The 23,311-nt window shown below is 71.9% G+C and carries 21 protein-coding genes; 13 read left to right on the plus strand and 8 right to left on the minus strand.

What is annotated here, in order from left to right; translation table 11 throughout:
- Positions 1-82: 82 nt before the first annotated feature.
- On the plus strand, positions 83-1,231 hold the full coding sequence (locus Nocox_RS30750) for a PucR family transcriptional regulator (RefSeq protein ID WP_020546458.1): 1,149 nt from the start codon (positions 83-85) through the stop codon (positions 1,229-1,231).
- Between the two features lie 82 nt (positions 1,232-1,313).
- The gene (locus Nocox_RS30755) at positions 1,314-2,354 is read left to right on the plus strand and encodes an amidohydrolase family protein (protein ID WP_020546459.1); all 1,041 of its coding nucleotides are present in this window, start codon (positions 1,314-1,316) and stop codon (positions 2,352-2,354) included.
- A gap of 18 nt (positions 2,355-2,372) precedes the next feature.
- On the opposite strand, the gene Nocox_RS30760 is transcribed toward Nocox_RS30755, so the two are convergent.
- On the minus strand, positions 2,373-2,831 hold the full coding sequence (locus tag Nocox_RS30760; protein WP_020546460.1) for a MarR family winged helix-turn-helix transcriptional regulator: 459 nt from the start codon (positions 2,829-2,831) through the stop codon (positions 2,373-2,375).
- 107 nt (positions 2,832-2,938) lie between these two features.
- Positions 2,939-4,306 (minus strand): group II intron reverse transcriptase/maturase, encoded by a 1,368-nt coding sequence (ltrA, locus tag Nocox_RS30765; RefSeq protein ID WP_084685883.1) that lies wholly within the window; start codon positions 4,304-4,306, stop codon positions 2,939-2,941.
- A gap of 574 nt (positions 4,307-4,880) precedes the next feature.
- Here ltrA and Nocox_RS30770 point away from each other — a divergent pair.
- From Nocox_RS30770 to Nocox_RS30790, 5 genes are all read left to right on the plus strand, one after another.
- A complete protein-coding gene (locus Nocox_RS30770; protein WP_020546462.1) occupies positions 4,881-6,635 on the plus strand; it encodes an ABC transporter ATP-binding protein in 1,755 nt (584 codons plus the stop codon).
- A 203-nt stretch (positions 6,636-6,838) separates the two neighbouring features.
- Positions 6,839-7,267, plus strand: a complete 429-nt coding sequence (locus tag Nocox_RS30775) for an Hsp20/alpha crystallin family protein (RefSeq protein ID WP_020546463.1) — start codon at positions 6,839-6,841, stop codon at positions 7,265-7,267.
- Between the two features lie 54 nt (positions 7,268-7,321).
- Positions 7,322-7,636, plus strand: coding sequence for a MerR family transcriptional regulator (locus Nocox_RS30780; RefSeq protein ID WP_020546464.1), 315 nt, complete (start codon positions 7,322-7,324; stop codon positions 7,634-7,636).
- 42 nt (positions 7,637-7,678) lie between these two features.
- On the plus strand, positions 7,679-8,227 hold the full coding sequence (locus Nocox_RS30785; RefSeq protein WP_020546465.1) for a hemerythrin domain-containing protein: 549 nt from the start codon (positions 7,679-7,681) through the stop codon (positions 8,225-8,227).
- Positions 8,228-8,290: 63 nt separating this feature from the next.
- Complete coding sequence (locus Nocox_RS30790; protein ID WP_020546466.1) at positions 8,291-8,596, plus strand: DUF5709 domain-containing protein; 306 nt, start codon at positions 8,291-8,293, stop codon at positions 8,594-8,596.
- A gap of 120 nt (positions 8,597-8,716) precedes the next feature.
- Here the strand turns inward: Nocox_RS30790 and Nocox_RS30795 are convergent, their stop codons facing one another.
- The 3 genes from Nocox_RS30795 to ppgK form a co-directional block, all read right to left on the minus strand.
- Complete coding sequence (locus Nocox_RS30795) at positions 8,717-9,370, minus strand: HAD family hydrolase (protein WP_033410831.1); 654 nt, start codon at positions 9,368-9,370, stop codon at positions 8,717-8,719.
- Positions 9,371-9,491: 121 nt separating this feature from the next.
- Complete coding sequence (hrpA, locus tag Nocox_RS30800) at positions 9,492-13,367, minus strand: ATP-dependent RNA helicase HrpA (protein ID WP_026215016.1); 3,876 nt, start codon at positions 13,365-13,367, stop codon at positions 9,492-9,494.
- 99 nt (positions 13,368-13,466) lie between these two features.
- Complete coding sequence (gene ppgK / locus Nocox_RS30805; RefSeq protein ID WP_020546469.1) at positions 13,467-14,183, minus strand: polyphosphate--glucose phosphotransferase; 717 nt, start codon at positions 14,181-14,183, stop codon at positions 13,467-13,469.
- A gap of 232 nt (positions 14,184-14,415) precedes the next feature.
- Between ppgK and Nocox_RS30810 the strand changes: the two genes are divergently transcribed.
- Entirely contained in the window at positions 14,416-15,456 is a 1,041-nt protein-coding gene (locus Nocox_RS30810) for a TIGR03118 family protein (RefSeq protein ID WP_020546470.1), read from the plus strand.
- Positions 15,457-15,610: 154 nt separating this feature from the next.
- Here the strand turns inward: Nocox_RS30810 and Nocox_RS30815 are convergent, their stop codons facing one another.
- Positions 15,611-16,198: an HAD family hydrolase gene (locus tag Nocox_RS30815; protein WP_020546471.1), complete on the minus strand. Its 588-nt coding sequence runs from the start codon at positions 16,196-16,198 to the stop codon at positions 15,611-15,613.
- Positions 16,199-16,305: 107 nt separating this feature from the next.
- Here Nocox_RS30815 and Nocox_RS30820 point away from each other — a divergent pair, with 107 nt between their 5' ends.
- Positions 16,306-17,124, plus strand: a complete 819-nt coding sequence (locus Nocox_RS30820) for a DUF4253 domain-containing protein (RefSeq protein WP_020546472.1) — start codon at positions 16,306-16,308, stop codon at positions 17,122-17,124.
- Between the two features lie 6 nt (positions 17,125-17,130).
- Here Nocox_RS30820 and Nocox_RS30825 read toward each other — a convergent pair whose 3' ends face one another.
- Positions 17,131-17,940 (minus strand): SAM-dependent methyltransferase, encoded by an 810-nt coding sequence (locus Nocox_RS30825; protein ID WP_246649616.1) that lies wholly within the window; start codon positions 17,938-17,940, stop codon positions 17,131-17,133.
- A gap of 181 nt (positions 17,941-18,121) precedes the next feature.
- Positions 18,122-19,378 carry a helix-turn-helix domain-containing protein gene (locus Nocox_RS30830; RefSeq protein WP_020546474.1) on the minus strand — a complete coding sequence of 419 codons (1,257 nt, stop codon included), beginning with the start codon at positions 19,376-19,378 and terminating at the stop codon, positions 18,122-18,124.
- 290 nt (positions 19,379-19,668) lie between these two features.
- Here Nocox_RS30830 and Nocox_RS30835 point away from each other — a divergent pair, with 290 nt between their 5' ends.
- The 4 genes from Nocox_RS30835 (at position 19,669) to Nocox_RS30850 (ending at position 23,297) form a co-directional block, all read left to right on the plus strand.
- Positions 19,669-20,361, plus strand: a complete 693-nt coding sequence (locus Nocox_RS30835; protein ID WP_020546475.1) for a hypothetical protein — start codon at positions 19,669-19,671, stop codon at positions 20,359-20,361.
- Between the two features lie 749 nt (positions 20,362-21,110).
- Entirely contained in the window at positions 21,111-21,290 is a 180-nt protein-coding gene (locus Nocox_RS30840) for a hypothetical protein (RefSeq protein WP_157383395.1), read from the plus strand.
- 25 nt (positions 21,291-21,315) lie between these two features.
- Positions 21,316-22,134: a maleate cis-trans isomerase family protein gene (locus tag Nocox_RS30845; protein ID WP_020546476.1), complete on the plus strand. Its 819-nt coding sequence runs from the start codon at positions 21,316-21,318 to the stop codon at positions 22,132-22,134.
- On the plus strand, positions 22,131-23,297 hold the full coding sequence (locus tag Nocox_RS30850; RefSeq protein WP_020546477.1) for an FAD-dependent oxidoreductase: 1,167 nt from the start codon (positions 22,131-22,133) through the stop codon (positions 23,295-23,297). The genes Nocox_RS30845 and Nocox_RS30850 overlap by 4 nt, the downstream gene beginning before the upstream one ends.
- The last annotated feature ends 14 nt before the right edge of the window (positions 23,298-23,311 follow it).

Here is a 23,311-nt window from a genome sequence, read left to right on the forward strand (position 1 = left end):
ACCCAGATCATCGCGCAGTTGTAGGGAAGACCCATAGCGCGTTGTCCTACAAACGCAGAAATCTCCAGGTGAAGGGGTCTCCGTGGCGGATCTCCAGCGGACCGTGGACGAGCTCGCCGCCCGTCTCGGCCACCCCCTGCTGCTGGAGGACCGGGTGCAGCGCGTCGTGGCCTACAGCGAACAGAACGGCGCGATGGACGACATCCGCCGCGACTCCATCCTGCGGCGGCGTACGACGCCGGAGGTGCGCACCTGGTTACGGGCGGCCGGCATCCACGAGGCCACCGCCCCGATCCGCACCGCGGGCGCGCCGCACCTCGGACTGCTGCCGCGGGTGTGCGTACCGGTCAGGCACGCCGACGGGCTGCTCGGCTTCCTGTGGTTCATCGACGCGGGCCCGTCCATGTCGGACGCCCAGGTCGCCGACGCCCTGGCCGCCGTGCCCGGCCTCGCGCTCGCGCTCTACCACGAGAGCCTGGCCTCGGAGCTGGCCTCCCACCGGGAGCTGGAGGCGGTCACCGGACTGCTGCTCGGCGAGCAGGACGCGGCCAGGCAGCTCATCGAGGCGGGCGCGTTCCCGCAGGCGCAGGCGGTGACCGTGCACGTGGCCAGGCCGCTCGCGGCCGAGCCTTCCGACTCGCTGCGGCTGGCGCTGGAGCAGGGGCTGCTGGCGCTGCGGCGGCGGCTGAGCGGGCACCATCCGCTGCACCTGGTCCGCTACGACCACGGTGTGCTGCTCATGGCCGGGAGCGCGCTCGCGGCGGCCGACCTGCACGCGGCCATGCCGGTGCCGGTGGTCGTCGGGGTCGGGCGGGAACGGGCGGCGCTGGCGGAGGCGGCGGAGTCGTACCGGGAGGCGCGGCACGCGGCCGAGGTCGCCGCGCGCGTCCCCGCGCTCGGCCGCACGACGGAGTGGGCGAGGCTCGGCGTGTACCGCATGCTCACCCACCTGCCCGCCCAGGAGCTGCATCCGGGGCTGGAGGGGCTGCTGGCCGACGCCCAGCACCTGCCGCTGCTGGAGACCCTGGAGACCTACCTCGACCTGGCGGGCAGCGCGGTGGCGACGTCGCGGGCGCTGCGGCTGCACCGCACCTCGCTCTACTACCGGCTGCAGCGGGTGGAGGCGCTCGCGGGCACCGATCTGAAGGACGGCGGGGAGCGGCTGGCCCTGCACCTCAGCCTCAAGCTCGCCCGGCTGTCGGGGCGTTACTCACCTCGGGGTTTGCCCTAGCGATTTGCGTACTTGGACCTGATTGATTCCCTGGCCCGGCTCACGTTTAATGCCCTGAAGGGTTATCGGACGGAGACTGCTGATGCCGCTGGCGAGGCGAGCTGGACCGGCGCTCGACCGGCCTGCCCGGCCGCGCTCCGCCCGGCGGCGTCCGTCCGCGCCCGTCCTGCTCCACTCCGCTCCTGTCGTCCTGCCCGTCGGCGCCGCGCCGCTGCACGACGGGGCCGTGGTGGTCCGCGGCGACCGGGTCCTCCAGGTGGGGGCGCGGGCGGAGCTGCTGGCGTACTTTCCCGTCGAGACCGAGCACCGCTGGCCCGGGACGATCGTGGCCGGAGCGGTGGACGCCTGCGCCGCCGGAGCGCCCCCGCCCGGCGTGACCGCGCGCGCCGCGGTGGTCCGCGACCCGCACGAGCCCGCCGGGCTGCCCGGCATCGCCTACGTCGAGGTGCGCAGCGCCGCCGAGGAGGAATGGGAGGCGCGCGAACGGGACGCGGTCATCACCATGATCCGCGAGGCCGACCGCCAGGGCGGGTGCGGGCTCGCCGCCCGGACCCGGGATCCTCAGGTGCTGGAGGACGTGGCGGTGCTGGCCCGTACGTTCGGGCTGCGGCTGCTGGCCGACCTCGACACCCACGCGCCCCACGCCCTCGACGAGGCCGGGGTGCTCGGGCCGCTGTGCCACGCGATCTGCTCCCGGCCGCTCGACCCCGGCGAGCGCAAGCTGCTGCGGCTGCGCCGCACGGCCGTGGCCGTCGGCCCCGCGCATCCGGCGGCGGACGTGCTGGCCCTGCTGGACGAGGGCAACGTCGTCGCCTTCGGCTGTCTCGGGCTGCCGGGCGGGCCGCTCGCGCTGGCGGCGGACGTACGGCGGCGGGCCCGCGAGCTCGGGCTGCGCCCCCGCGCCCTGGACCGCCGGCTGGTGGCGGCGGCGACGCTGGGCGGGGCGCGGGCGCTCGGCATGGACCAGGGAGCCGGCCGGATCGGGACGCTGGGCCCCGGGGCGCGGGCCGACTTCGCGGTGCACGACGCGCGCGGGCGTTATCCGTACGCGGCGCTGCTGGCCGGCGCGCCGTGCACCGGCGCGGTGCTCGGCGGCGCGATCATCTCGGGCACGCCAGAATGACGTCATCCGGGGGGACGATCACCCTTCGCGGGCCTGATCGAGGTCACGCCCCCTCGCCTCCGCCGCCGCGTCCACGGTGGCGAGCAGCTCGCCCAGCTGCTCGCGCTGCTCGGGCGTGAGCACCGAGAACAGGTCCTCGCCCGCCCGCCTGCGCGCGTCGCGGGTCCGCTCGTCCGCCACCCGCCCCGCCGCGGTCAGCTCGACCAGCGTGGAACGGCGGTTGGCCGGATCGGTACGCCGCCGCACCAGCCCCGCCTCCTCCAGCGCGTCCACGACGGGCGTGAGCGAGCGCGGCACGATGCGCAGCTCCTCGGCGAGTTGGACCATGCGCAGCGGCCGATCCGGATCGGCCGCGAGCACGCGCAGCGCCCGCGCGTGGCTCGGGCTGAGCCCCAGCGGGACCAGCCGCCGCACGTAGCCGTGCCGCAGCCGCCGGTTGACCAGGTGCATCAGCTCCGCCAGCTCCCTCTCACCCATTGGTAGTCAGGGGCGCGGTGCCGTGAAGGCCCGGTTCCCCATCCCCCTTTCAATTCCGTACGTGCGGTTTTCCCGCATACGGCTTACCGATGATCTTCTTGACATGGTTACGCCGCCTTCGGATAGCGAATCGTGCCACGCAGGCGATACAGGCCGTGCCCGTTGAACCACTCCTCGTTCCACTGCTCCACCTGACCGGCTCGCAGGTTGCGCCCCCGCTTCTTGATCATCAAACGAAGCAGGCGCCACACCACGTAGTTGTCGATCTGACGGAACTTGGACGCGGCATTCCCGGTCCGGAAGTAGTTGCCCCAGCCGCGCAGGACCGGATTGAGATCCGCGATCACGTCACGGACATCCGTTCCCGACCGGCGGCGGTCGGTCCTCTCACGGACCTTGGACCGGAGCCGCTTCATCGCCGCCTGGCCGGGCCAGCGGTGCAGGTAGTAGCGGACGATCCGCTTCTGTTCCCACAACCGGCCCGACATGCGGGCCCTGAAGTGGCAGCCGAGGAAGTCGAGTCCTTCCCGGCCCTCTCTGAGGTCAACGATCTTCGTCTTACCCGGATGCAGCCTCAGCCCCAGCGAGGCGAGGATCTCCTCGACCGCCCTCAGGGCCGCTCCGGCCTGGGCTTGGCTGCGGCACAACACGACGCCGTCGTCGGCGTACCGCACCAACTCGCCCACCCCGAGCCTGGTCAGCTCGGCGTCCAGAACGTGCAGGTAGATGTTGGACAACAACGGCGAGATCACACCGCCCTGAGGAGTTCCCGCGACCGTCCGCCGAACCTCCCCCTCCACCAGCACCCCTGCTTGAAGCCACTGCCGCAGCAGCTTGAGCACCCGCCGGTCCGACACCCGCCGTCCCACTTCAGCAAGAAGCCGATCATGAACGATCTCGCCGAAGTAGTTGACGATGTCGAATTCCACCACGAACACCCGGCCCTCGATGAAGCCCGTCCGCAGGCGTTCCTTGGCCTGCACGGCTGACCGCTTCGGCCGGAACCCGAACGAGCACGGCAGAAAACCGGCCTCGAAGATGGGCTCCAGCACCAGCTTGGCGGCCTGCTGAGCCACCCGGTCACGGATCGTGGGGATTCCCAGCGGGCGCTTGCCGCCGTGTGGTTTCGGGATGTCCACCCGCCGCACCGGCGAGGGACGATAACGACCTTCCCGCAGGTCAGACTGGAGTTCGCCGAGCATCCGCCGCACCCCATACTCCTCCTGCACATACGCCAGGCTCACTCGATCGACCCCGGCGGCACCCCTGTTGGCCCGGACCCGTTCCCACGCCTCCCACAGCACGTCACCTCTGTGGACACGGTCATACAGGGCATGGAAACGCCGCTCCGGCGACTGCTTGGCCGCAGTCCATAGCTTGCGTTGAAGTCGTCGCACGTTCAGGACGGACCCCTGCCCGTCCAGCACGACGGGCGATGGCCCGCCGGGGTCGTTGGACCCGCTCTCACGGGTCATGCCCTTGCGCTTACCCTCGCCACAAGCATGATCAAAGTGAGGGCCCTTCCCTCCCGGCGCGTTATGTTGCACGCCGATCACCGGTACTACGACCCCCTCGGACTCCCGCTGCCCTCCAGACGATTTCACCATCGGCTTATACGCCCGGTCTCTTGCCCGACGAAAGGCGTGGTCAGACGGGTCTCTCCTGTTCCGGCCCAGACCATGCACACGTGCCATCCTCCGTACCCCGGAAGAACCCGGCGGGCTGACCCTGGACCAAGGCCTGCCGGACATGGCCTTCGCCGTGACATGAGCGGCTCGGCTTCTCCGTTGTGACTGTGACGAGGCTGCAAGGTTCGCTCAACGCTACGGCCCGCGTGCTTGCTCCCTCCAAAGAGGCTCTCGACACCCCGCTCAGCCCGCCATGTCTCCACGACGAACCGGGGCCTGCTACCGGGCGCTCCAGTGCTTACCCGGACGGGACTTTCACCCGTAGGCCTGGACCAGCTTCCAGGACGCAACATGCCGACAGTTTAGCCGGAACAAATATGAGTTAACCTCTGTTTGAGTGCGCATCTGAAAGGAGCATCACTTGGCGGAGGAGCACCACTCGGCGGAGGAACCACGCGCGCCCCTGCGGCGCATCGTCACCCTGTTCCGCGCCTACCGCGGCCGGCTGGCCCTGGTGGGCTCCCTCATCGTGCTGTCCTCGCTGGTGTCGCTCGCCTCGCCGTTCCTCCTCCGCGAGGTGCTGGACGTCGCCATCCCGGCCAGGGACGCCGGGCTGCTCGCGCTGCTGTCCCTCGGCATGATCGCGGTGGCGGTCACCACCAGCGTGTTCGACGTGCTGCAGACGCTCATCTCGACGACGGTCGGCCAGCGGGTGATGCACGACCTGCGCATCGCCGTGTACGCGCACCTCCAGCGCATGTCCCTGGCCTTCTTCACCCGCACGAGGACCGGCGAGGTGCAGTCCCGCATCGCCAACGACATCGGCGGCATGCAGCAGGTCGTCACCTCGACCGCCTCGTCCTTCGTCTCGAACCTCACCACCGTGATCGCGACGATCGCCGCCATGGTCGCGCTCGACTGGCGGCTGACCGTGATCTCCCTCCTGCTGCTGCCGCTGTTCGTGTGGATCAGCCGCAGGGTCGGCGCCGAGCGCAAGCGCATCACCTCCGAACGGCAGCGCAAGCTCGCCACGATCGCCTCGATGGTCCAGGAGTCGCTGTCGGTCAGCGGCATCCTGCTCGGCCGGACGATGGGCCGCTCCGACGCGCTGACCGAGCGCTTCGGCCGCGCCTCCGACGAGCTGGCCGACCTCGGCGTACGCATGAGCATGTCCGGGCGGTGGCGGCAGGCGTCCATCCAGATCGTCATGGCCGCGATGCCGGCGGTGGTCTACTGGGCGGTCGGCCACACGGGGGCCATCTCGGTCGGGACGCTGGTGGCGTTCACGACGCTGCAGACGAGCCTGTTCCGGCCGGCGGTGTCGCTGCTGCGGCTGGGCGTGGAGGTGCAGACCTCGCTGGCGCTGTTCGGGCGCATCTTCGAGTACCTGGACCTGCCGATCGACATCCGGCCCGGCACGCGGACGCTGGAGCGGGTCCGGGGCGAGGTGCGTTTCGAGGGCGTCGAGTTCGCCTACGGCGACACGCCCACCCTGGGGGGCGTGGACCTCACCGTCCCCGCCGGGTCGAGCGTGGCGGTCGTGGGCGAGACCGGCGCGGGCAAGACCACGCTGAGCTACCTGCCGCCCCGCCTGTACGACGTCACCGGCGGCCGGGTGACCATCGACGGGGTGGACGTGCGTGAGCTGACGTTCGAGACGCTGAGCGCGACCGTCGGCGTGGTCTCGCAGGAGACCTACCTCTTCCACGCCTCGATCGCCGACAACCTGCGCTTCGCCCGGCCGGACGCGAGCGACGAGGAGCTGGAGGCGGCGGCCAGGGCCGCGCGCATCCACGACCACATCGCCGCCCTCCCCGACGGGTACGACACGCTGGTCGGCGAGCGCGGCTACCGCTTTTCCGGGGGAGAGAAACAGCGCCTCGCCATCGCGCGCACGCTGCTGCGCGACCCTCCGGTGCTGATCCTCGACGAGGCCACCAGCGCGCTCGACACGCAGACCGAGCGGGCGGTGCAGGAGGCGCTGGACGCGCTGGCGCGGGGGCGCACGACGATCACGATCGCGCACCGGCTGTCCACGGTGCGGGACGCCGACCAGATCGTGGTGCTCGACCGCGGCCGGATCGCCGAGCGCGGCACCCACGAGGAGCTGATGGCGGCCGGCGGGCAGTACGCGGCGCTCGTCAGCCGGGACCGGCCCGAACTGCTGTCGGCCTGACCGCCCCGGGGACACGACGGGCCGGAGTCCCGGGCCGCCCGCCATCGCCACGGCCCTGTCGCGCCGCCGGTAGGCCCCCGCGCGAGGCCGGCCCTTCGGACAGCGTTTCCTTCCCTCACTTGCCTTCCCCTCGCGCTGGAGCTAACCTGTAACTGTACTTGGAGGTTAGATACAACCAAGAGCGCAGCGAGGAGGTCCCAACCATGCTTCTCACCTCGATCGACCCGTTCATCCAGGAGTTCGAGCGGCAGTTCAACCGCCTGGCCCGGCAGTCCTTCGACAACGGCTCACCCATGCCGATGGACGGCCTGCGCCGTGACGGCGACGTGGTCCTGCGCTTCGACCTCCCCGGCATCGACCCCGACTCCATCGAGGTCACCGTGGACCGCGGCGTCCTCAGCGTCAGCGCGCGCCGCGAGGAGGAGATCGGCGAGCAGGAGCGGCTGTTCGTGCGCGAGCGCCCCATGGGCACCTTCACCCGCCGGGTCTACCTGTCGGAGCACCTCGACAGCGACAGGATCGACGCGGCCTACGCCAACGGCGTGCTCACCGTCCGCATCCCGGTGCTGGAGCGGGCCAAGCCGCGCAAGGTCGAGATCCAGCGCGGCGACGCCAAGGCCATCAGGGCCTGACCCGCGCGGCGCGGGGGCGGACGCCACCGTCCGCCCCCGTAGCATGAGGAGGTCATGATGGCCGATCTGCCCTTCGACGACGAGCACGCCCCGCTCTACTCCCTCGGGCAGGTGGCGTCGATGCTCAACGTCCAGCAGGCCTACCTGCGCCGCCTCGACCAGCACGACGTGGTCACGCCGCGCCGCTCCGAGGGCGGCCAGCGGCGCTACTCCCGCCGTGACGTCCTGATCGTCCAGCACGTCACCCGCATGGCCGACGAGGGCATGACCCTCATCGCCATCCGCCGCATCCTGGAGCTCGAACGCGAGCTCGCCGCGCTCCGCGAGGAGCTGAAGCGGACCCGCGAGCGCCTGCGCGAGCTGGAGTGACCTGGCGATTGGACGGCGTTCCCTTGGGTAGCGCTTGACCCCATGGCAACCGACGTCATCACCCTGATCATGAAGGACCACCGGACCGTCGAATCCCTCTTCGAGCGGCTCAAGAAGGGCGAGGGCGACACCGAGGCCACCGTGGCCGAGCTGCACGCCCTCCTGGTCGCGCACGCCCGTGCCGAGGAGGACCGCGTCTACCCCGGCCTCGACGCCCACCACGGCGTCGAGGAGCACAAGGAGGCCGAGGTCCTGCTCGACGCGCTCGTACGGGCCACCCCCGGCACCCCCGAGTTCCGCTCCACCCTGGAGAAGCTCGTCGAGTCGGTGCAGCACCACGTCGAGGAGGAGGAGAGCGACATTCTCCCCGCCCTGCGGAAATCCGCGGACGACAAGCGGCTCCAGGAGCTCGGACGAGCCTTCGAGGAGCGCAGGAACGCCGAGCTGAAGGCCCTCGGCGGGCCCTCCAGGACCACCGAGGACGCCACCAAGGCCGAGCTGTACGAGCAGGCGCAGCGCGCCGACATCCCCGGCCGTTCCCAGATGGACAAGGAAGAGCTGACCGAAGCCCTCAAGCGGGCAGATTCCTAGGATTTCGCCGCGGTCCGGGGGTAGGGGGACCTTATGAGTCAACTACCTCCGGACCGGTTCGGAATGAGCGACGAACAGGACATCGAGGTCTCGGAGTGGACCGACGACCTCGGGCTCAACCACGAGGTCGTCCCCGACGACCCGCGGCATCGGGACACGCTCGACGAGCGGTTGTGGCGCGAGGCGCCCGAACGCCTGCACGAGCCGCGCTCGAAGCACCGGCTCACGCAGCCCGACGAGGGCCTGGAGCCGGATCGGGAAGACGAGGAAGTGGCCGAGGACCAGGGCGCCGACGGCGGCGATCTGTCGGCCGAGGAGCGGGCGATCCACATCGACTTCGGCGAGGACCTCGACGAGGACTTCAGGTGAGGGCCTGAGGCGAGGACGTCGCGAGTGAAGGCGTCGCGTGACGGACGCCCCGTGACGTCCCCCGTGTGAAGGCGTCGGGTGAAGACGCCGGGCGGGCTTCAGGTGAGCCCGCAACCGCCGCTACGTCAGCCGCCGCGCGGCCGCCAGGACCTCGTGCAGGTCGTCGACGACCACGTCGGCGGCCCCTGCCTCCGGCCGCGCGGCGTGCAGATAGCCCCAGGGGCCGCGGCGCAGGAGCGCGGTGCGCATGCCCGCCCGGCCCGCCGGGAGCACGTCGTTGTCGAGCCGGTCGCCGACGTAGAGAATCTCGCCGGGCTCTCTCCCGGCCACCGCCGCCACCTTGGCGAAGAACTCCGGCTGCGGCTTGGCCACCCCCCACCCCTCGGAGGTGTGGACGGAGTCGGCCGGCAGCTCCAGCGCGACCAGCGCGTCATAGGCCCGGCGCGGCTGGTTGCCCGCGATGATCACCTGGTAGCCGGCCTCGCGCAGCGCGCCAAGCGCCGCGCGGACGTCCGGATAGAGGTCGTCGCCGTCGAAGTGGTTGCGCAGCCCGTCCGGGTCGTCCCGCTCCCACGCCGCCTCCTCGGCCACGAGGTCGATGCCCGGCCGGATGATCTCGAACGCCTCGCCGTGCGGCCGGTCCAGCGCGGCCATGCCGCCGAGCGCGCCCATGAGCACGAAGTGGCTCACGCCGATCCGCTCGGCCCACCGCGTCCAGATGCGCGTCTCGTCGATCAACGTCTCGCCGATGTCGAACACCACAGCCCTGACCATCGATCCCCCTGCACTCCGCAATCCACCGCAAACCGGAATTCTCGCACGCTCGGCTCCGCCTCCCGCGACAGGCCGGTACAACCCAGTCAGAGGAGATCGACATGCCGCGCACGGCCGATCTTCATGACGTGAGCTTGTCCATCGCCTTGGTGATGCGCTTCTCGCTGATCGGCGTGGGAGTGCCCAGGGTCTGGGCGAAGAAGCTGACCCTCAGCTCCTCGATCATCCAGCGGATCTCCGTCACGTCAGGGTCACCGCGCCGCGCCGGCGGCAGCTTGTCCAGCAGGTCGTGGTAGTCGTCCTCGACCTTGTGCACCCGGTCCATCCACTCCTGGTCGCGCCACGGGTCCTCGGGCAGCTTGGTGAGGCGGCGCTCGGCGGCGCGGATGTAGCGGAGCAGGTCGGACAGGCGGCGGTGGCCGGTCGCCGTGACGAACCCCTTGTAGATCAGGTGCTTGAGCTGGTCGCGGAGGTCGTCGGTGGCGGCGCTCGGACGCAGGGCGTCGAGGCGGGCCGCCGCCTCGTGCCAGACGGCCAGGATCTGCTCCACCTTCGCCAGCACCCCGGCCGCCGTGTCGTGCAGGTCGGCGCGCACGTGCTGGTAGAGGCGGTCGAAGGCGACCGGGTCCCAGGCGGGGCCGCCGGCCTCCTCCATGAGCTGGTCGACGGCCGCGTTGACCACGTCGTCGAAGAGCGCGACCGCGCCGCCGTGCGGGCTGCGCGACAGCGCCAGCTTGGCCTGGTTGCTCAGGCCGGCCAGCAGGGACTTGGCCGGGTTGGTGACGTTGAGCAGGAGCAGGCGGCGCACGCCCGGCCAGTGGGCGCGGCGCTGCTCGGCCTCGGTCTCGAAGATCTTGACGGAGACGGAGTCGCCGGCGTCCACGAGCGCCGGGTAGCCCTTCATCCTGCCCTGCTCGAACACCCGCGGCAGGCTGCCGAAACTCCAGGTGCGCAGGCCCGTCCGCTCCAGGTCGTCGCCGGCCTCGGCGAGCGTCTGACGCAGCCGCGGCGCGAGGCGGCGCTTGAGCGCGTCGAGGTCCTTGTCCTCGGCCAGCGTGCGCTTGCGCTCGTCGATCACCCGGTACGTGATCCGCAGATGGTCGGGGATCTGGTCGAGCTGCCAGGCCTCGCGCGGCACCCGGACGCCGGTCAGGCGCAGCAGCTCGCGCTCCACGGCGGCCAGCAGCGGCTCGCCCCCCGGCCGGACCGCGGCCAGCACCTGCTTGGCGTAGTTGGGCGCGGGCACGAAGTTGCGGCGCAGGTTCTTCGGCAGGGAGCGGATCAGCGCCGTGATCAGCTCCTCGCGCAGGCCGGGGATCTGCCAGTCGAAGCCGTCGGAGCCGACCTGGTTGAGCACCTGGAGCGGCACGTGCACGGTGACGCCGTCGGCGTCGGCCCCCGGCTCGAACTGGTAGGTCAGCCGCATCCGCTGGCCGAGCTGCTTCCAGGTGTCGGGGTAGTCGCGGGCGCTGACGTCGGCGCCCTCGTTGACCAGCATCTCCGGCGAGAACGTGAGCAGGTCGGGCGTCTGCTGCCTGGCCGTCTTCCACCAGGAGTCGAAGTGCCGGGCCGAGACCACGTCGGCGGGGACGCGCTGGTCGTAGAAGTCGAACAGGGCCTCGTCGCCCACCATGATGTCGCGCCGGCGGGCGCGGTTCTCCAGCTCCTCGACCTCGCCGAGCAGCTTGCGGTTGTCCTTGAGGAAGCGGTGGTGGGTGTCCCAGTCGCCCTCGACCAGGGCGTGCCGGATGAACAGCTCGCGGCACAGGTCGGGGTCGATGCGGCCGTAGTTGACCTTGCGGCCGACGACGAGGGGCACGCCGTAGAGCGTGACCTTCTCCAGGGCGATGACCGCGCCCTGGTTCTTCTCCCAGTGGGGCTCGGAGTAGGTGCGTTTGACCAGGTGCTGGGCGAGGGGTTCGACCCAGGCGGGCTCGATCTTGGCGTTGACCCGCGCCCAGAGCCTGGAGGTCTCGACGAGCTCCGCCGACATGATCCACTGCGGCTGCTTCTTGGCGAGGGAGGAGCCGGGGAAGATGGCGAAGCGGGCGTTGCGGGCGCCGAGGTATTCCTGGATCGGCCGCCGGCCGCCCTCGGCCGGGCGCTGCTTGTCGAGCACGTCCTTGACGCCGATGTGCGACAGCAGCCCGACCAGCAGCGACACGTGCACGTGGTAGGGGTCGGCGGGTGCGCTGTCGGGCTGGACCCCGAGCGACTGGCGGAGCTGGCTGTAGATGTCCTGCCACTCCCGGACGCGCAGGTAATTGAGGAACTCGGCCTTGCACAGCCGGCGGAACGCGCTGGAGGACAGCTCCCGCTGCTTGTCGCGCAGGTAGTTCCACAGGTTGAGGTGGGCCATGAAGTCGGAGTCGGGGTCGGCGAAGCGGCGGTGCTTCTCGTCGGCCTGCTGCTGCTTGTCGGCGGGCCGCTCGCGCGGGTCCTGGATGGACAGGGCGGCGGCGATGACCATGACCTCGCGCAGGCAGCCGTTCTTCTCCGCCTCCAGCACCATGCGGCCGAGCCGCGGGTCGACCGGCAGGGTGGCGAGCTTGCGGCCGATCGGCGTGAGCCGGCCCTGCGCGTCGAAGGCGCCCAGCTCGTGCAGCAGGTTGACGCCGTCCTTGACCTGGCGGCGGTCCGGCGGCTCGACGAACGGGAACGCCTCGATGTCGCCGAGCCCGATCGCGGTCATCTGCAGGATGACCGAGGCCAGGTTGGTCCGCAGGATCTCGGGGTCGGTGAACTCGGGCCGGCTGAGGAAGTCCTCCTCCTCGTACAGCCGGACGCAGATGCCGTCGGAGGTGCGGCCCGAGCGGCCCTTGCGCTGGTTGGCGCTCGCCTGCGAGATGGGCTCGATGGGCAGGCGCTGGACCTTGGTGCGGTGGCTGTAGCGGGAGATGCGGGCGAAGCCGGGGTCCACGACGTATTTGATGCCGGGGACGGTGAGCGAGGTCTCGGCCACGTTGGTGGCGAGGACGATGCGGCGGCCGGTGTGCGACTGGAAGACGCGGTGCTGCTCGGCGGCGCTGAGCCGGGCGTAGAGCGGCAGGATCTCGGTGTTGCGGAACTCGGCCTTGGCGAGGGCGTCGGCGGCGTCGCGGATCTCCCGCTCGCCGGACAGGAACACGAGGATATCGCCCGGCCCCTCGGCGACCAGCTCGCGGCAGGCGTTGACGATGCCCTGGGTCTGGTCGTCGTCGTCCTCCAGCGGCCGGTAGCGCACCTCGACCGGGTAGGTGCGGCCGGAGACCTCGATGATCGGCGCGTCGCCGAAGTGCCGGGAGAAGCGCTCGGGGTCGATGGTGGCGCTGGTGATGATGACCTTGAGGTCGGGGCGCTCGGGCAGGAGCTGCTTGAGGTAGCCGAGGATGAAGTCGATGTTGAGGCTGCGCTCGTGGGCCTCGTCGATGATCAGGGTGTCGTACTGGTCGAGCAGGCGGTCGTTCTGCAGCTCGGCCAGCAGGATGCCGTCGGTCATCAGCTTGACGAGGGTGCGCTCGCTCGCCTGGTCGGTGAAGCGCACCTTGTAGCCGACGACCTCGCCGAGGCCGGTGCCGAGCTCCTCGGCGACGCGCTCGGCGACCGTGCGGGCGGCGATGCGGCGGGGCTGGGTGTGGCCGATCAGGCCGCGTACGCCGCGCCCCAGCTCCAGGCAGATCTTCGGGATCTGGGTCGTCTTGCCGGACCCGGTCTCGCCGGCGATGATCACGACCTGGTGGTCGCGGATCGCGGCGAGGATGTCGTCCTTGCGCTGCGAGACCGGAAGCTGCTCCGGATAGCTGATGACGGGCACGGCCGCGCGGCGGCGTTCGAGACGCCGCTCGGCGCGTTCGACGTCGGCCAGGATCTCGGCGACGATCTTGTCGCGGGTGTCGCGGGAGCGGATCCTGCGCATGCCGTCGAGCCTGCGCCGCAGCCGCCGCTGGTCGCGCGGCATGAGCTCGGGCAGGCGGGACTGGAGGTCGGCGAGCGGAGAGGACAAGGAAGGCGTTCCCATACTGCTTCAAGGATATTTGAGCCCCGCAGGAGCGCGGCCAACGGCCCATCGTGCCTCACCGCCCGCGGCAGGCGCATCCCAATATCGGCAGGTCACCGGTCAGGGGCGGGCGGCCAGGGCCGCGCCGATGATGCCGGCCTCGTTCTGCAGCCCGGCGGGCACCACGCGGGTGCGCAGCGTGACGTGCGGCAGGAACTTCTCGGCCTTCTTGCTGACGCCCCCGCCGATCACGATGAGCGACGGCGAGAACAGCATCTCCACGTGCTCCAGGTATTCCTGGACCCGCTCGGCCCACTTCTCCCAGCTCAGGTCGTGCTCCTCGCGGGCCCGGGAGGAGGCCCGGTGCTCGGCGTCCTTGCCGTGGAGCTGCAGGTGCCCCAGCTCGGTGTTGGGCACCAGCACGCCGTCGCGGAACAGGGCGCTGCCGATGCCGGTCCCGAAGGTCAGCATGAGCACGGTGCCCCGCTCCCCGCGCCCACGGCCGAACACCATCTCGGCCACGCCGGCCGCGTCGGCGTCGTTGAGCACGCTCGCCCCGCCGAACAGCGCCGCCGCGTCCACCCCGATCCACGACCGGTCGACGTTGGCGGCCGTGCGCACCACGCCGTCCGTGACCACGCCGGGGAAGGTCACCCCGACCGGCCCGGACCAGGCGAAATGCTCCCGGATCTCGCGTACGGCGACCGCGACCGCGTCGGGGCGCGACGGCTCCGGGGTGGGGATCCTCAGGCGCTCCTCGGTCAGCTCGCCGGCCTCGGTGTCCACGGGGGCGCCCTTGATCCCCGAACCGCCGATGTCGATGCCCAGCACGTTCATGCCTGTCCCTTCCCCGATCTGACGCGGTCGAATGCGTCTGACGATTTTTCCCCGCGACGGAACCTGAACCTGCCTCCGCCCGTCCACGTACCTCCCGTCACAAGCGCTAACTAGGAGGCAACGGATGCGGCCACGCATCATCACACTCTGCGCTGTTGCGGTCGTCTTGGGAGCGACTCTCACCACTCCCGCACACGCCACCACCAGGACTCGTTTCGACGTCATCAACCTTGTGTCGGACGTCCAGGGCAAAGCCCCGGTCACCGACGCCAAGGTCGTCAACCCGTGGGGCCTGGCCATGGGCAAGACACTGTGGGTCTCCAACACGGGCACGGGCACCGCCACGGTCTACTCCGGCACCGGGAAGAAGGAGCAGACCGAGGTGTGGATCCCGGGCGGAGCACCCACCGGCCAGGTCTTCAACCCCGGCAGCGGCTTCACCGTCAAGGGCAAGCCCGCCACGTTCATCTTCTCCAGCCCGAGCGGCGCCATCACCGGCTGGAACGCCGAGGTGGACCCGAAGAACGCCGTCATCGCCGCGTTCACCCGGGGCGCCGACTACAAGGGGCTGGAGCTCGTCCAGACCGAGGACGACGCCTTCCTGCTGGCCGCCGACTTCGCCGGTGGCCGCATCCACGCCTTCGACCAGGACTTCCGGCGCATCCGCCTGTCGCGCTGGCAGTTCAGGGACCCGGGGGTGCCGGGCAACTACCACGCCTACAACGTGGCGGTGGCCAACGGCAACATCTGGGTGTCGTACGCGCTGCGTGACCCGTCCACCGGCAAGCCGGTCTTCGGCAACGGCAAGGGCTTCGTGAGCCGCTTCAACGCCTCCGGCCGCGTCACCGGCCGCATCTCCCGCGTCGGGCTGAACGCCCCCTGGGGCATCACCGCCGCGCCCAGGGGCTGGGGCCAGTACGCCGGCGCGCTGCTCGTCGGCAACTTCGGCGACGGCACCGTGCACGCCTACAAGCGCAGCCGTCACCTCGGCGCGCTGACCACGGCGAACGGCCGGCCGATCGTGCTGCCGGGGCTGTGGGACCTGGAGCCGGGCACCGCGGCCACCGGCGGCGAGCGCTCCCTGTGGTTCTCCGCGGGCATCGACGGCACCAAGCACGGCCTGATCGGCGTCATCACCCCGCAGGGCGTGAAGCCGACCTCCACCGGCGCGGCGGCCAACCCGCCCGCCTCCCCCAGGCACCCCTCGGGGCACAAAACGAGCGCCCCCGCCACCACCTCGCCGTCCTCCCAGAACCCGTACGGCGGGTACTAGGCCGGCGCTCCCGCGCCGCCGTCCCCGGCGGGCTGCTCTGCCCGGCGAGGAGCGCAGCTCGCCGGGGCAGCGAGCCGGGGACGGCGGTCCCGCAGGCGTTTCCGGCGCGGCCGGCGCGAGCCGCGCCGGAAACAACCCCCGCCGGGGTAAGAGGTCAGAACGCCCCGGCGAGCACGGCCGCCAGGTCGGCCGCCGTGCGGAAGTGCACGCCGGTCATGCCGAGGGCCGTCGCGGCCTCGACGTTCGGCAGCCGGTCGTCGACGAACAGGCAGCGCTCCGGCGGCACGCCGGCCCGCTCGGCGGCGATCTCGTAGATGCGCGGGTCGGGCTTGGCCACCCGCACCCGGTAGCTGCTGACCAGGTCGTCGGCGAAGTGGCGGAGGCCGAGCCGGTCGAGGTGCTCCTCCACGGTGTCCATGGCGTTGGTCACGAGGATCACGGGGACGTGCCGCTGCGCGCTCGCCAGTAGCGCCCTGACCTCCTCGTCGACGAAGAACGGCACCTCCAGGAACTCGGCGACCGCCGACCGGGCCGCCTCTCCCCCGCCGAGCGCGGCGACGACGGACTCCGCCCACTCCGCCTCGGTGGCGAGGCCCAGCGTGGGCGGCCCGATGAGGGCGGGGTCGAAGGCCGTCTTCCGCAACGGCAGGCCGTAACGGGCCTCGATCTCGGCCTGGACCCCGTGGTCGAACTGGCGCAGCACACCGTCAAGGTCCGACAGGACCGCATCAAACCGGATCACAGCCCTCATTGTCGCAGCTCGCGCCTTTCCCTTACCACCGGAAGGTGCCTGAGCGATCGTCGGCACTACCATCTCCGAGACAGGATTCGGTATCGGAACGGTAGGGCATGAACGATCACCGGCTGCCACGTGAGCTGTGCCGGCTGTTCCCCGACGGCGGCAGGGGACGGGGCCTCGGCGCGCCGCTGCCTCCGGGCGAGCTCGTCTGGCCCGATCCCGGTTACACGGGGCAGGGCGAGGCGTCGACGCCCGCGTTCTGGATGAGCTCCGAGCCGGTCGCCGGCGAGGACTGGGCGCTCATGCGCGCGTGGCATCCGCGCAGCGGGCTGTGGCCGCTGCTGCTGGACGAGTCCACGCAGCCGTGGGCGGTGGGGCAGGTCGTCCCCGACGATCCCCGGCAGGTCGACCACTTCACCGCCGAGGGCTTCATGGCCGAGGTGTGGCAGGAGTGGGTGGCGCGGATGCCGGCGGACGCGCTGGAGGAGCTGGAGCCGTACGGCGCGATCTGTCCTGGCCCGGCGCCGCCGGGCGTGCTCAGGGCCGATCCCGAGGCGGTCGCCGACTGGTACGCGGGCCGGCTCGCCGCGCGGAGCCTGCCGCTCGGCCTGGTCGCCGCGGCGCGGGGGGCGGACGCGCTGGCCGTCATGGGCTGGCAGGGGGCGCTGCACCACAACGAGTGGATGGTGCCGATGGCGGCGGTCGTGCGGAGCTGGGAGGAGCGGTTCGGGGCTCGGGTGGTGGGCGTGGGCTTCAACACGCTCGACCTGAGCGTGGCGGCTCCACCGGTGGATCCGGAGCACGCGCTGCACGTGGCGGCCGAGCACTGGGCGTTCTGCCCGGACAACGTCGTGCAGGGCGCCGGCGACCTGCGGGGGTACGCCGAGCAGATCATCGGCGGCCACACGTGGTCGTTCTGGTGGGACTGAGACCGCTCACGGGATGCGGGCCAGCGCGCCGTAGGTGCCCGAGGCGCCGGGGTCGTCCAGGCCGGCGGCGTCGTGACCGTCGGGCCGCCACTCCGGGACCCACACCAGCCCGGGATCGACCAGCACCAGGCCGTCCAGCAGCGCCGCCACCTCCTCCCTGGAGCGGATCGCGTGGCCGGGCAGCGTCATCGCCAGCAGGTCGTGGATGGCGGGCAGCAGTTCGGGCGGCACCGCGTCGAACGTGGTCTGCAGCAGCGACAGGTAGCTGCCCTCCGCCACCGCCTGGCGGAGGCGCTTGATCACGTAGTGGAAGTACTCCTCGTCGTTCAGGCTGTGGGTGGACAGCAGCAGCACCGCCACGGGCCGGTCCCAGTCGAGGAAGGTCCGCATGACGCGGTCGTCGAGGATCTCGTCGATGTCGCGGACGTCGCCCTCGACGACGCGGACGAGGTCGGTGACGGGCTCGATGGTCGCCCGCGCCCCGGCCAGCACCATGGGATCGTTCTCCACGTAGACGACGCGGGGCCGGCCGCCCGCGAGCGCGTCGCGGGCCACGTCGTGCAGCTGCCGCCCGGCGGGCAGCCCGCTGGGCACGCCGCTGCCGACGACGGCGAATTGCTCGACGCCCTCGGCGGCGAGCCAGCGCACCACACGGCGCACGTGGTGCAGCACCGCCCGCGCGGCATTCGTCGTTATCGGAGCCGCCAGGTCATAACGCCGTACGGCGTCCCGGTCGGCCACGAAGTTGTTCTTTCCACCCGCGGCCGCGTCGAGGATACGGGTGGCACTGGCCTGGGTCATCTCCAGCTTCGCCAAGTTTCGGATGGCACGCTGACGCATTGAGTGTTGCCCCTTTCCCCTCGCCCACAATCTCGGGAAAAGTTGTCCTTTCGGACCCCACTCGATGACCCAAGCCTTATGATCCCCGCCGCGCGGGAGAACACAACACGAAATGCCATTAGTTTTCGGTATATCTGGCTGACCGCCGAGAAAACGATCACTTACCGAGCGAACGCGAAAGCCTTTCGCAATGGGCGCTCAGCAGCTCGACGGTCTCCTCGCGGGTGGTCGTCGTCACCGACAGCTTGGTGAACGCCTGGTGGTAGGACTCCACCGCGCCGGTGTCGGTGAGCAGCTCGTCGCGGTCGATGCCGTGGGCGCAGGCGACGTCGGCCTCGAACGCCTCCGCGAAGCGCCAGAGCGTGAAGGGGCCGGTGCGCGGCACGTAGGCGGGGTCGTCCATCGGCACCACGTGCAGCGAGACGTTGGGCCGCTTGGCCTGGTCCATCAGCGTCTCCAGCTGGCGGAGCTGGATGTGCCTGCCGACGATCGAGCGCAGCAGCACGCTCTCGTCGATGATCGCCCACAGCACGACGCCGCTGTCGCGGTTGAGCGCCTCCTGGCGGGCCATCACCAGGGCGAGCGCCTCCTCGACGGTCGGCTGGCCGAGGGTGGCCGGGCCCATCACGGTGACCGCGGCGCGGGCGTATTCCTCGGTCTGCAGCAGCGGCGGCACGAACTGAGTGTGGAAGGTGCGGATCAGCGTGGCCCGCCGCTCCAGCGCGTAGGTGGTGGCCAGCCAGACCGGGATGGAGTGCGCGTCGTACCAGGCGGCCTCGCGCTCGCCGCGGGCCAGCGACAGGACGTATTCGCGGATCGGCGGCGAGCCGACGCCGAAGAGGGTGAGCAGGCGCTCGACGGTGATCGGCGGCGGCGCGAGCCGGCCCTCCTCGATGGCGGCGATCGGCGCCGCGCCCTTGCCGAGCGCGGTCTCGACCTGCTCCACCGACAGGTCGGCGGCCAGCCGCAGGCCGTGCAGCCGGCGGCCGAGCGCGCGGCGCTGCGGGCCGGTCAGCGGGGCGGCGGCCTCGGGGATGCCGTCGGCGGGCTCGGGCTCGTCGGGCAGGCCCTCGGCCCTGCGGGCGAGCTCGACCACGCCGCGCAGCACGCTCAGCGACGCCTCGGACAGGCCCGAGGCGGACAGGCCGAGCGTGGCGGCGCGCACCTGGAGGTCCTCCACGGCGCCGGACTCCAGGTGGTCGTCGCCGACCAGCCAGCCCACGCTCACCTGGAGGCAGGAGGCCAGCGCCCGCAGCACCTGGAGCGTCGGGTTGGTCTGTTTGCCCGTGCGGAGCTGGCTGACGTAGGCGCGGGTGATGGGGATGCCCGCCTCCGTCAGCGTGGAGGCGACCTGCGCGCCGGTGAATCCGCGCTTGGTCAGCGCGAGATCGAGCCGCTCGGCGAAGTTCGCCACGGCACACCTCCTACTGCCCGTGAACTTTTCCAGCGTAAGGGACGCGGGGCCCGGTGTCCCCCGCCATGCGGGCTAGCTCTGCCCCGCGGGTGGGAACCAACTTATGCGGAAACTGCCAGTTGACATAGCCCCCTCTCGAAGCAGACTATCGGAGCACGCTGATAAGTGGGGCTTAACGGCCGGAAGATTCTGCAGAGAGTTCCCCGACGAGGAGGTGGCCGGAGGTGACCATGGAAGTCTCGGGCGGTTCCTGGTTCCAAGAGGATTCGGTCCCTTCCGTCCAGGAGCGCGTGGTACATCGCATCTGCAGCCGCGTCACCGAGGCCGACGTGCACGTGGCCGACCTGCCGCTGGGCGGCGTCCAGGTCTGGCTGGACGACGCCGGCGACCGCTGGCGCCACTACCACCGGATGGCCCGCGAGCTGCGACTGGCCGGCTGGCACACGGAGACGGGACCCGACCGGCTGCTGCTGCTCGGCTGGAGCTCGGTGTGCCTGAGCCACCGGGCGAGAATGCTGGGCGCGGCCCTGTCGGGACGGCTCGCCGACTTCGACCGTACGGCGTTCACCGCCGTCATGGCCGCCACCCGGCTGCTGCACGACGGCTTCCCCGCCCAGGACCTCGCCGCCGAGGTGGAGGCGCGCTGCCGCCGCCTGCTGCGCTGGCCCGAGCGGCTGGCCGACCTCGACGGCCTCCAGCGCACGTCGTCGCTGGAGCCCATGCGGCTCCGCCTGGCCCAGGTGGCCGGGCTGGAGGCCAAGGTGGGCCGGCGCTGCGGCGAGCACCTGGCGCTCGCGGCCAAGGTCGCGCGGATGGTCGCCGGCGGCGCGATGCCGGCCGCCGCCCGCGCGGGCGCCCCGCGTGCCCGGCAGGCCGGCCGGACGGCCGAGCGGGCCGGGCTGGGCGAGCGGGCCGGGCTGACCGAGCGCATGGTCCGCGCCAGCGTGCCCAACCTGGCCCTGAGCGTGGTGACCGCGCGATGACGACCACCTCACCTCACACGTACGCGCCGCCGCCCTGGAGCGGGCGCCGGCCGGTCGCGACCGACCGGCCCGGCCCGCTCGTCCCCTCAGGGGGACCGGCGGCGCGCCTGGCGCTGGCCCCGGCGCTGTCCTGCCTTCCCGGCACCGTGCGGCACGTGCCCGACAAAGTCGGCGCGGTGCTGTTGGCCAGCGCGGTAGCGGCTGGCGTGCTGGCCAAACCGGAGGACAGCGCCTGGGGTCGGCTTGGTCCGCGTTCGCCGGGGTGCGGGGTTCCGCCCCGCCCCCGGCGACGCGCGGCCCCGACGACAGATCACTTCACCGAAATGCTGATGACCACAAGGGACGGGATCATCTCTGGCGGGGGTCCCGTCCCGTGCGGAGGCCGCGCGAGGCGTGCCTCCGTGTCCGAGGCCGTCGGCATGGGGGCGATGCCGGGCAGTGCGATCGGCGTGACGGGCGCCGCTGTGCTGATCGGCCGGCCGTTCGGGAACGGTCCGGCGCCCATGCGTTCCTCCGTGCTGGTGGCCGCCCTGATGGCCGCCGTTCCGCTCGACTCCGCGGCGCTGGTGCGGGTCGCCGCCGCGTCGAGCCATGAGACCGCACGTCGATCACACCGACGATCTCGACGTCGATCTCAGCGCGCGGCAGGTGGAGGGCCGGCGATGCCGAGCCGGCCCTCTGCCCACTCCGTGCGCGACCGGTTTCATCGGGTCTCCAGCCCAGCCATGCACCGATAGACAGGAGCGGACATGCTCGCCGACGAGACGCACAGGTCACGACCACACGAGGTTCGCCCGGCCCGGCCAGGGCCGCCGCACGACGAGCCCGGCCCCGAGGCGGGAGCGCGTGGAGCGCACCGGCTGCGCAGGATCCGCCACGTGCCCGCGCACGCGCCCATCGACCGGACGCCGCGGCGCCGTGCGCACTGATCCCGCCGCTCCCGAGGAGACCTCGATGCGCACCCGTTCGGTGGTGAGCCGCGGCAGGGTGGGCGTGATCGTGGCGCCCGCGAACCCGTCGGCGGAACCGGAGCTGACCCGCCTGCTCGGGTCGCGGGCCGACATGCACGTCGCCCGCTTCCCCGTGCGGCGCGGGCTGCCCCTGGCCGAGCGCCTGGAGAGCTACAACGACGAGCTCCCCCTCATGGTGTACGCCTTCGACGGCCTGCCGCTCAACGCCATGGTCATGGCCTGCAGCGAGCCCCGCTACCTGCTCGGCCCCGACGAGGACCGCGAGCAGTGCGCGCGGCTGAGCGCGGCGGCCGGCGCGCCGTTCGCCTCGTCGACCCTCGCCACGAGGGAGGCGCTGGCGCACGTCGGCGTGAGCGACATCGTGCTGGTGTCGCCGTACCAGCCGTGGCTGACGGAGCTGGCCGAGCGCTTCTGGAAGACCGCCGGGCTGACGGTCACCCAGACGGTGCAGGTACGCGCCAAGACCGGCTACTCCTCGTACGCCGTCACCCCCTCCGAGCTGATCAGCCAGGTCGAGCTGGCCGACGTGCCCGAGGACGCGGTGCTGCTGTTCACCGGCACCGGCCTGCCCACGCTGCCCGTGCTCGGGCCGCTGAGCACCGGCAACGACCGGCTGCTGCTCACCTCGAACCTCTGCACGGCCTGGTGGGCGCTGTCGCGGGCCACCGGCCAGCGCGTGACGCTGAGCCGCGTCCCCCACCGCAGCCGCGTCCCCGCGCAGGGAGGTCACGTCCCGGCGCAGGGGAGCCCCGTGCCGTCGCAGGGGAGCCCGATCCCCGCGCAGGGGAGGCGCCCGGCATGAACGGCGTCATCGTGGTGGGTGCGGGGCCCGCGGGACTGACCGCGGCGCTCTCGCTGGCCAGGGCGGCGATCCCGGTCACCGTGCTGGAGAGCGGGAACGAGCCGCCGCGCCGGCCACGCGCCTGCACCTTCCACCCGGCCACGCTCGACCTGCTCGACGGGCTGGGCGTGGCGGCGGGGCTGGTCGCGGGAGGCCGCGTCGTGGACCGGGTCCAGTGGCGCGACCGGCTCGGCACCGTGCTCGCCGAGATGGGCATGAACCGGCTGGACGGGCTGACCCGGCATCCGTTCCGGGTCCACGCCGACCAGAACGCGCTCACGCCGCTGCTGCTGCGGGCGCTCGCCGTCTACGGCGACGCCGACGTGCGCTTCGGCGCCCGCGTGGACGGCGTGGCCGAGGGCGGCACCGGCATCCGGGTCCGGGTGGGCCACACCTGGACGCGGGCCAGGTACCTCATCGCCGCCGACGGCGCGCAGAGCACCGTGCGGGCCGCGCTGGGGCTGCCGTTCCCCCGGTCGGGGCACATCGCGCAGGCGCTGCGGGTGTTCACCGACTCGCCGCTGGACCGGCTGCTGCCGAGCCTCGCGCCGCTCACGCACGTACGGGACGTCCAGCAGTCGTGCACCCTGTTCGGGCTCTCCGACCACTGGCGGATCATCTTCAAGATCCCCGTGGACGGGCACGAGCCGCTGTCGCAGGGGAACCTGTCGATGCTGGTCCGCCGGGCGCTGCCGGGCGCGGGCGGCCCGATCCGGGTGGCCGGCGCGGACCGGTTCGCCCTGTCGCGGGGGGTGCTGCCGTCGTACCGGTGCGGGCGGGTGCTGTTCGTCGGCGACGCGGCGCACCTGACCTCGACGGTCGGCGGGCTCAACATGAACGCCGGCATCCACGACGCCGCTGAGGCCGCCCAGGTGATCGCCGCCGTGCTGCGCGGCCACGCCAGGCCGGCCGCGCTGGAGGCGTGGGCGTGGCGGCGGCGCTCGGTGCTGATGCAGCGGGTGCTGCCGCGCGGCGAGACCCGGCTGGTGGGCGTGCGCGAGCACGACAACGCCCGGCTGGCCGCGGCCATGGACGGGTTGCGGGCGATCGCCGGCGACCCCGACGCGACCCGGGCGTACCTGGCCCAGGCGTCCCTGCTCGACAACGTGCCGGGACGAACGTGACGAGGAGGTGACGC

The organism is Nonomuraea coxensis DSM 45129 (assembly GCF_019397265.1).
Taxonomy (GTDB): Bacteria; Actinomycetota; Actinomycetes; order Streptosporangiales; family Streptosporangiaceae; genus Nonomuraea; species Nonomuraea coxensis.